This is a genomic window from Pseudanabaena cinerea FACHB-1277 (genome assembly GCF_014696345.1).
GTDB lineage: Bacteria > Cyanobacteriota > Cyanobacteriia > Pseudanabaenales > Pseudanabaenaceae > Pseudanabaena > Pseudanabaena cinerea.
Genome location: NZ_JACJPY010000124.1, coordinates 1 through 8,400 on the forward strand (window position 1 = coordinate 1; position 8,400 = coordinate 8,400).

Below are 8,400 nucleotides of genomic sequence, written 5' to 3' on the forward strand. Positions count from 1 at the left end.
AGGTTTAGGGCAGTTTGGAATTTTCGATGATTTGCGAAGGTTTAGGGCAGAGCATTCCCAATTTGAGATGGTTGCAGAATTTATAGATTGTGGTGGGAATGCTCTGCCCCTACATTATTAAAACTATCAAAATTATGGCTCGAAAACCACGCGAACTCAAATCTGGCTATTGCTATCACGTTACAGTGCGGTGTAATAATCGCGAATTTCGATTGATTCGGGATGAATGTCGAGAGGTACTGCTCTTTTCCATTCAAAAATGCAAAGACAAATTTGGGTTTAAACTCTATGCCCTGTGCATCATGAGCAATCATATTCATTATTTATTGGAACCTGCTGAGCCAGAAGATTTACCAAAAATCATGCATTGGTTGAATTGGTATACCGCGATGTGTTTTAACCGCATGATGAATCGCACTGGTCATTTCTGGGAGAAGCGCTATCACAGTACAGGATTTGCGAATACGGATATGCGCCGTGCTTTGAATACGCTGCGATATATCCATGCGAATCCGAAGGCGGCGGGGATGCAGTTAGGATTTTTTTATGACTATAGCAATTATGGAACCTATGACCGACTGACTGATGATGGGTTGACGCAATGGCATCCAGCCTTTTTGATGTTGGGTTTGAGTTTGGATATTTGCGCGGCGGCGTATCGTAAGTTTTGCCAAAAATACAAACCGAAGCCGAAACCTGAGAAGCGAAATTATTGGGGTACGAAGTTGTTGGCAAATTTAAAAATAAAGGGCAAGACGGGAAAGGGTTGTCGAGGTCAAAAGTCGTTGTGGGACGAATGGGACAAACCCGATGAAGAAATTCGTAAAGTTGCTGAAAAATTTGTAATGGCAAATTGTTATGATCCCAAAGTGGCTTGCCAGAAATTTTCGGAAAATGACGGTGGTGATGGTGAGGAGGCTGGTGACAGGTAACGAAACGCTAGGATGCTGATTATGCTGTAGGAAATTGTCGGTTTACAAAAGTTAATAGAAGTGTAAAAGCTTTATGGTTTACACTTCACAAGTCTCGATGCGAGAAAAGATAACCCCCACCAATTCCCCCCACTCTTCTCCTACCCAAACCACCCCTCCCAACACAGGGAGGTGTCCCTTAACACTCATAAAATTATTCTTAAAAAATTGGTCGGGATAGTCCACCCATTTCGCTCTTTCTTTCCATGCAGTGCGATCGCAAAATTTTTCCCAAGTCTCAGAACTGGGATAACTAAAATCTAGAATACCACCACACTCGACATAAATTTGCTTCTGGACACTAAAGCCAAACTCAAATCCATGTTTCTTGCTAATTTCCACCCAAAGTTTGTCGATCGCCAATAACTCATCACAGGGAAACTCTTTTAAATCTTTTGTGCTAAACCATTGCCCATCCTCTTTGCCCACCGCCCTAATCATCAGCTTATAGGTTTCTTGATCTGCCTCATACCATTGTTGATTTTCGAGATAATCTTCTAACTTTTGATAACGTGAATTGGTGACAGATTGCTTCACGCCTTCTAGCGCCTTCTGTTCGGCAATGGATAAATTTAAGCGCTTCTCAGTTTGTTTATAGATGCGATCGGCAAGATCAATATGTTTTTGATTAAGCGCTTCTTGAATTAGTTTAGTGGGATTAATCATCGCTGCATAAAACAGGATCACATCTTGCCATGCACTAATTCCCATGCATTCAAAAGCTAACTTTTCTCCCTGTTGTCTCATACGGAATAGTTCGCAAGCTGCTAGAAATTCCTGAAAACTAAGATGGGCAAATTGATAGACAGCATAGATATGTCCATCCTTTTTGACCAATAACTCGCTGATGTCTTCTGCTTGCTTTAGAAACTCTTTGGCTGACACATCAGGATCGATTCTTTGCAATGCCATCTCAATATACTCCAACAAATCAGCCTCAGAAATTTGTTTAAATCCCTCCACTTCAAAATATTCTGGCGCAAAATCATTAGTATCAATTGTTTTTGCCCTTCCACACATCATCTCTAGCGCCACAAACTGCAATACTTCCTGACGCTGACTAATGGAATTGAGAACTAAGAAAATACCCCTCGCACTCGCTCGCCGCCCTAGCTGTAACTCACAAATATCTTGGTATAGCTCCACCTTTCGCTGTGGCAACTCCGCCCCTTGCTTATTATCGCGATGAAACCTTGCCATCATATTCAACAGCAACGCATTCCCCGCCAGATCCTTCAGTTCTGGACGCGCCTCAATTTGTGCCAATAACTTCTCTGCCTTGTCCTTCGCCTTAGCTTCCACATCAGGCGTATTGCGCCCACCCCGCGCATAGCGTTCTTGACAGATATACCACTGCTCCACAAACTGTTTGCGTTGCTCTGGATTAAAATCTTGAATCCAAAAACTTGCTGTCGGTTTTCTGGCTGTATAGTCTTCAGTGTATGCCGTAGGGCGCGAAGTCAAAATAAATATAGATTCGGGATATTGACGCATTTCATCGCTCAGCCAAGTACTCACCTTTGCTCGTTCCGCAGGTGGCACTTCATCAAAGCCATCAAACATCACCAAAGCATCCCCACGCCTGAGAATATTCAATGCCCAATTATTCGGCACAGCATCAAGAGGCTTAATTTTCGTCAATCTGCCAATGTGATAGTCGGTCAAAAGTTCGGGCAGGTTCGGCGGATTCTCTTTGGTGAGTTCTTTCCAACAACCACCCAAAAACAATAAAAAGGGAATTAAAGTCGGTACTTGATATTTGCGATAACTTCCCTTGCAATATTCCTGTGTACTGTAAATATAGGCAAGATGCTTTAACAGTGTAGTTTTGCCATAGCCACCCCATGCCCTAATCGCAATTTGCCGCAAGCGATTATCTTCCCTCACCCGTTCTAGCAATTGCCAGATTTGCAGTTGTTCACATATTTCAGCGCGATTTTCAGGGCGATCGCGAAATTCATAGCCCCTAGCCAACGAGTCACCACTCAATTCCAAAGGCACAAATACTTCTCTCAATAAAGGACTATTCACTGGCAAATCATCTTCTTCCCGCATTCCCACCACATTGTCCTCGTGGCAGTCCCACTCTTGACACTTGAGATATTTCTCCGTAAACCCAAGCGATCGCCAATTCAATTTTTCGGTCAAGAATTGATTGGCTTGATCCATGTTTTCAACAAAACCGTCAGCATCCTTTTTTCCCCGCTCACCATAAATCTCACTCAATCGCTCTGTAAAATTTTTGCTATAGGCAGCCCATACTCCCGATACCGCCGTAACAGGAAACAAAGCGATCGCTGTTACCCATTCTTGCTTGAGTAAAAAAGATGCAAATGCAAAGCTCGTTCCGCCCAAAGGCGACCATCGCGCAACAGCAGCAAGCGATCGCTGGACAAATCTCTTTTCAGGACTAGAATTAGGTTGCTTTTCTGGCTCTTGAATCATGGTGCTTAGGGCGATCGCATATTCAATATATCTTATTACCAAATTTCCGCAAGGCTCAAAACAAACTCAGGTAAAACATCTTCCCCAGACAGAGAACTTGGATTTTGTAAAACTTCTTTAGACTTCCCTATGCGATAAACTTCCACTTCCCGATCTTTGCGATTAATCAGCCACCCAAGCCTTGCCCCATTATCTTGATATTCTTGCATTTTCGCTTGCGTGACCTTCAAATTATCACTAGGTGACATCAACTCAATTACAAAATCTGGACAAATGGGCGCAAACTTGGATTGTTGTTCAGTCGTTAATGCTTCCCAACGCTCTTTCAAAATCCATGAAACATCAGGCGATCGATCGCTCCCATTGGGAAGTTTAAAGCCCCCCGAAGAATCAAAGACTATACCTAACTTTGTGCGTCGATTCCAAAATACAAGATCAGCATTTAAATCAGAATTGCGGGCGCTTGTTTCACTACCTGCGGGAGCCATGACTGTAATATCTCCTTGAGCATTGCGCTCGAATCTGATGTCGCTATTTTTGCGGCAAAGTTGAAAAAACTGTTCGTCAGTAAGATCGATGACAGATTCTAAGCTGATCGTTAAAGCATTCATAGTTCTCATTCAAAGTTTTGAGCCTACTCTGCGATTTTATCACAATCTCTGAGTCATAGGGGTTGGGGCGATCGCATTGTCAGCATTATAAACCGATAGATTAAGAAGAAATGATACTTTCTAACTCATCAGCAATCAAATTAGGAACTCTTGATACGAATTTGGTAGGTAGTATAATAGCTCCATGAGATTACATCAAGAACCGTGAAACCTAGCCCCTATGTCATCTAAACATCAGAAAATAAATCAAAAAGTAATTATCATCGGTGCAGGGATTGGGGGGCTGACAACGGCGGCGCTGCTTGCCAAACATGGCTATGAGGTGACAGTCTATGACCTTGCGGCGGTGGCAGGGGGCTGTGCTTCGACCTTCAAGCGGCGGGGATTTATTTTTGATGTGGGGGCAACACAGGTGGCAGGGCTAGAGTCGGGCGGTATTCACGATCGCATTTTTCAAGAACTCGATCTAGAGATTCCCGATGCGACCTTTTGCGATCCTGCCTGTGCCGTATTTCTGCCTGATGAGACAGAGCCAATTAATGTCTGGCGCGATCGCCAAAAATGGCAGCAAGAGAGGCAAAGGCAATTTCCCCATAGCGAACCATTCTGGCAATTTTTAGAGGATCTATTTTGGCGAAGTTGGCGCTTTCAAGGACGTGATCCGATTTTGCCGCCGCGTAATCTTTGGGATGCGTGGCAATTGCTCAAAGCATTGCGCCTAGACACTTTAGCGACAGTTCCCTATACTTTTTCGACTGTGGGTGATGCTTTGCGTGGGTTTGGCTTAGATAGCGATCGCCGTCTGCGGACATTCTTAGATCTGCAACTTAAGCTCTATTCTCAGGTCAATGCCGAAGAAACCGCTTTGCTATACGCAGCAACGGCTTTGGCAGTTTCCCAATCTCCCCTTGGGCTATTCCATTTGCAGGGGAGTATGCAGGTGTTAAGCGATCGCTTACTTGCAAGCATTGCTAGGGATGGCGGCAAAGTGTTGATGCAACATCAGGCGGTTTCAATTCAAAAGGAAAAAGGAAAAAGGAAAAAGGGGGAAATTCAGGTTGGGATTAAGAATTTGCGATCGGGGGAAATATTTACGGATACTGCCGATCATGTGGTGGCGAATGTGACGGTGAATGATTTGGTGCGTCTGTTGGGCGAGCAGGTTCCCCAAGGCTATGCCAAACGGGTGCAACAGCTTAAGCCTGCTTCCGTGGCTTTTGTCGTTTATTTGGGTGTGGATCGGGCGGCGATTCCTCCAGACTGTCCGCCCCATTTACAGTTTTTAGAGGCATATTCCACCGATTCCCATATTCAGCCCCATTCTCTATTTGTATCCGTTAGCAAAGAAGGTGATGGTCGCGCCCCTACTGGTAAAGCGACAATTATTGCTTCTGAATTTACCGATGCTGCGGTTTGGTATGGCGATGAAGACTATGCTGCACTCAAGCAAAGATTTACAGAACGAGCGATCGCGCAATTAAGCCAATACTTCCATCTCAATGAGCAGACGATCATTCATGTAGAAGCGGCTACACCCCAAACCTTTGCCCGTTATACAGGACGCGATCGCGGTATTGTTGGCGGTGTGGGAATGCGGGTTTCCACCTTTGGACTTTTTGGGTTTGCTAATCGCACGCCACTTGCAAATATTTGGATGGTTGGTGACTCCACCCATCCTGGGGAGGGAACCGCAGGGGTTAGTTATTCAGCCTTAACCGTAGTTAGACAAATCATGGCACAGGTCATGGCTTAGGTCATGGCTCAGTAATTGCGCTGTAAGTCTTACACAAAAGAACTGACCGTAAGGGTAATTTATGAATTGCCCTTACGATGCCAGCGTAGTTTCAAAATATTTTTGCGTTCAAAACACTTTAGCGTTCTATTGTTTCTTACGCCCTTCTTGATCGTAATAATCGGGCTTAACAATTTGCTTGGCTCTGGCGATCGCTAGGGCATTATCGGCGATATCTTCTGTAATTGCGGAACCTGCGGCAATATTGACATTTGCGCCGATGGTGACGGGGGCAACTAGAACGGAATTAGAGCCAGTTTTACTGCGATCGCCAATGGTGGTTTGGTGCTTTTGGAAACCGTCATAATTAGCGGTAATCGTGCCAGCGCCAATATTAACTTGGTTGCCGAGGGTGGCATCGCCAAGATAGCTCAAATGGGCGGCATTGGTGCGATCGCCGACCTTGGCATTTTTTAATTCCACAAAGTTACCGATGCGGCACTTTTCGCCAACAATTGACTCGCCGCGAATTCTGGCAAAGGGACCAATGCGGCAATTATCACCAATGCGGCTGTCTTCAACCACAGAAAACTGTACTTCGCAATTTGTGCCAATCGTACTGTTAACCAGCATTGTGGAAGGACCAATTACGGAACCTTCGCCAACCTGACTATGACCGCGCACATGGGAATGTGGCTCAATAATCACATTGGGCGCAAGTTCCACATCATCATCAATGGTAATCGTCTCAGGGAGCAGCATGGTGACACCTGCCCGCATCCATTTCTCCCTAGCGCGTTTTTGCAAAACCTCATAGGCGTGCGCCAGTTGCAGGCGATCGTTGATGCCCAAACTCTCATCAGGATCTTGCAAATCACTGGCATACACCGATTCTAAATAATCAAATACTTCCGTTAAGTAATATTCCTTTTGGGCGTTATTGGTGGTTAGTTTCGGTAATGCTTGGGCTAACTCTTGCCAGTCAAAGCAATAGACTCCTGTACTGACGCGCTGATTGAGCAGTTGTTCGGCATTACAATCACGATGCTCGATGATGCGCTCAATCTTCATATCGCGATCGCAAAATACGCGACCATAACCCGTTGGATTGTCTAACAGCGCCGTTAGTACCGTTGCTGAGGCTTGGTGCTGACGGTGGTTATCGATGAGTGCTTGAATGGTGGAAGTTCGCATCAGGGGGGAGTCGCCTGTGAGTACCACTAACTCACCACGAAAATCTGACAATGGCGCGATTAATTGCTGAATGGCATGACCCGTTCCCAACTGTTCCGCTTGTTCGGCAAATTCTAAATTGGGGTAATGGGTAAGGGCAGCACGAACTTGATCGCTACAATAACCAACGATCGCAATGCGGCGATCAGCTTGGAGGGCATCGGTGGCATTTAGTACTCTTTCAACAAGAGACTTGCCGCCAAGGGGTTGCAATACTTTGGGCAAGGCGGATTTCATGCGAGTTCCTTTACCCGCAGCCAAGACTGCCACTGCTAACATTTATGATTGTCCTCTTTAATTTATAAACTGGTACACAAGATTGGCGATCGCTAAGTAGATAATATTACTAAATGTGAAAACCATTCCCGATACCCGCAGCTTTAAATTGCTTGTTGTTAGTCCGTAGGCATGGAGCGATCGCCCAACTAGTAGTGCGATGCCACCAATATGTAGCATCAGTACATTACCCTTGCTCAGTTCTAACAACAAAAGTAAAATTAGCGAAATGGGAATATATTCAGTGGCATTGCCTTGAGCGCGGATCGCCACCTGTAGATCGGGTTTGCCCCCATCCCCCAAGATGACGCGCCCCGATTGACGCAATTTAACGACATTCAAAGATAGCCAGACAATCAAGAGCGATGACAGTGCCGCATAGATAGAAGTAATCATAAGCATAATGTGGTAGATAACAAACACTACAATTTTAGATTGTGTTTGCAAAGTTGAGACTCCCAGATTTTCTAAATGGAGAAGCCAACCCCAATCCAACGCATTCTTTCTTCCACTTGCGGGATCAACTCATTAGGGGTGAGGTCTGTTTCTTCAACGATGCGATCGCTGGGCAATGCTTTTAAAATATCAATGGTGGAGCGATACATTTTCAGGGCGCGATCGCGATCGCTTTCACGACCATAGATATCACCGAGAGCCATATAAGCCGCCACAAAATACAAGTCGAGATAGATCGCCTTTTTTAAAAGTTGCTTCACATCATCGTATTTGCCCATTTCATCAGCAATATGTGCCATCAGGTAATAGGTCTTGGGAGAATTGGGATCGAGTTTGATGATTTCTTCACAATTTTGATAGGCGGACTTGAGTTCGCCTAAATTGGCATAAATGAGGGCGCTCAGTTGATGGATTTTTAAAGTATGTAAGCGTTTTTCTTGAATTTGTTCGATATAGCGCAAGGCTTCGCGATAGGCGGCGCGACTGATGGCAACTTCGGCGGCAGCTAATCGATCCCAATCGGTTTTAATTTCTGTGGGATGGAGATTCATCTCTTGCTTATTGACACTATCGGCATAGTTATTGGAAGCATGGCGATAGGATTCCCAAGTGGAACTAAGGGGATCGGCAGGAGTTACTGACTTCTCAGAACTGTTCGAGTTAGGGGAACTTGGGG

At 45.0% G+C, this 8,400-nt stretch carries 7 protein-coding genes; 2 read left to right on the forward strand and 5 right to left on the reverse strand.

The window, feature by feature from the left end:
* Positions 1-134: 134 nt before the first annotated feature.
* The gene (locus H6F44_RS21210; RefSeq protein ID WP_190353085.1) at positions 135-932 is read left to right on the forward strand and encodes a transposase; all 798 of its coding nucleotides are present in this window, start codon (positions 135-137) and stop codon (positions 930-932) included.
* 78 nt (positions 933-1,010) lie between these two features.
* On the opposite strand, the gene H6F44_RS21215 is transcribed toward H6F44_RS21210, so the two are convergent.
* The gene (locus tag H6F44_RS21215) at positions 1,011-3,458 is read right to left on the reverse strand and encodes a GUN4 domain-containing protein (RefSeq protein ID WP_190353086.1); all 2,448 of its coding nucleotides are present in this window, start codon (positions 3,456-3,458) and stop codon (positions 1,011-1,013) included.
* A complete protein-coding gene (locus H6F44_RS21220; RefSeq protein ID WP_190353087.1) occupies positions 3,452-4,027 on the reverse strand; it encodes a Uma2 family endonuclease in 576 nt (191 codons plus the stop codon). Before H6F44_RS21220 ends, H6F44_RS21215 begins: the two co-directional genes overlap by 7 nt.
* Before the next feature lie 220 nt (positions 4,028-4,247).
* Here H6F44_RS21220 and crtD point away from each other — a divergent pair, with 220 nt between their 5' ends.
* Positions 4,248-5,780, forward strand: coding sequence for a C-3',4' desaturase CrtD (crtD, locus tag H6F44_RS21225; RefSeq protein ID WP_190353088.1), 1,533 nt, complete (start codon positions 4,248-4,250; stop codon positions 5,778-5,780).
* 126 nt (positions 5,781-5,906) lie between these two features.
* Here crtD and glmU read toward each other — a convergent pair whose 3' ends face one another.
* The 3 genes from glmU to H6F44_RS21240 all read right to left on the reverse strand — a co-directional run.
* Complete coding sequence (glmU, locus tag H6F44_RS21230) at positions 5,907-7,271, reverse strand: bifunctional UDP-N-acetylglucosamine diphosphorylase/glucosamine-1-phosphate N-acetyltransferase GlmU (protein ID WP_190353089.1); 1,365 nt, start codon at positions 7,269-7,271, stop codon at positions 5,907-5,909.
* A gap of 15 nt (positions 7,272-7,286) precedes the next feature.
* The gene (locus H6F44_RS21235) at positions 7,287-7,664 is read right to left on the reverse strand and encodes an MAPEG family protein (RefSeq protein ID WP_190353090.1); all 378 of its coding nucleotides are present in this window, start codon (positions 7,662-7,664) and stop codon (positions 7,287-7,289) included.
* Positions 7,665-7,735: 71 nt separating this feature from the next.
* The coding region (locus H6F44_RS21240) for a tetratricopeptide repeat protein (protein WP_190353091.1) at positions 7,736-8,400 on the reverse strand (665 nt) is incomplete at its 5' end.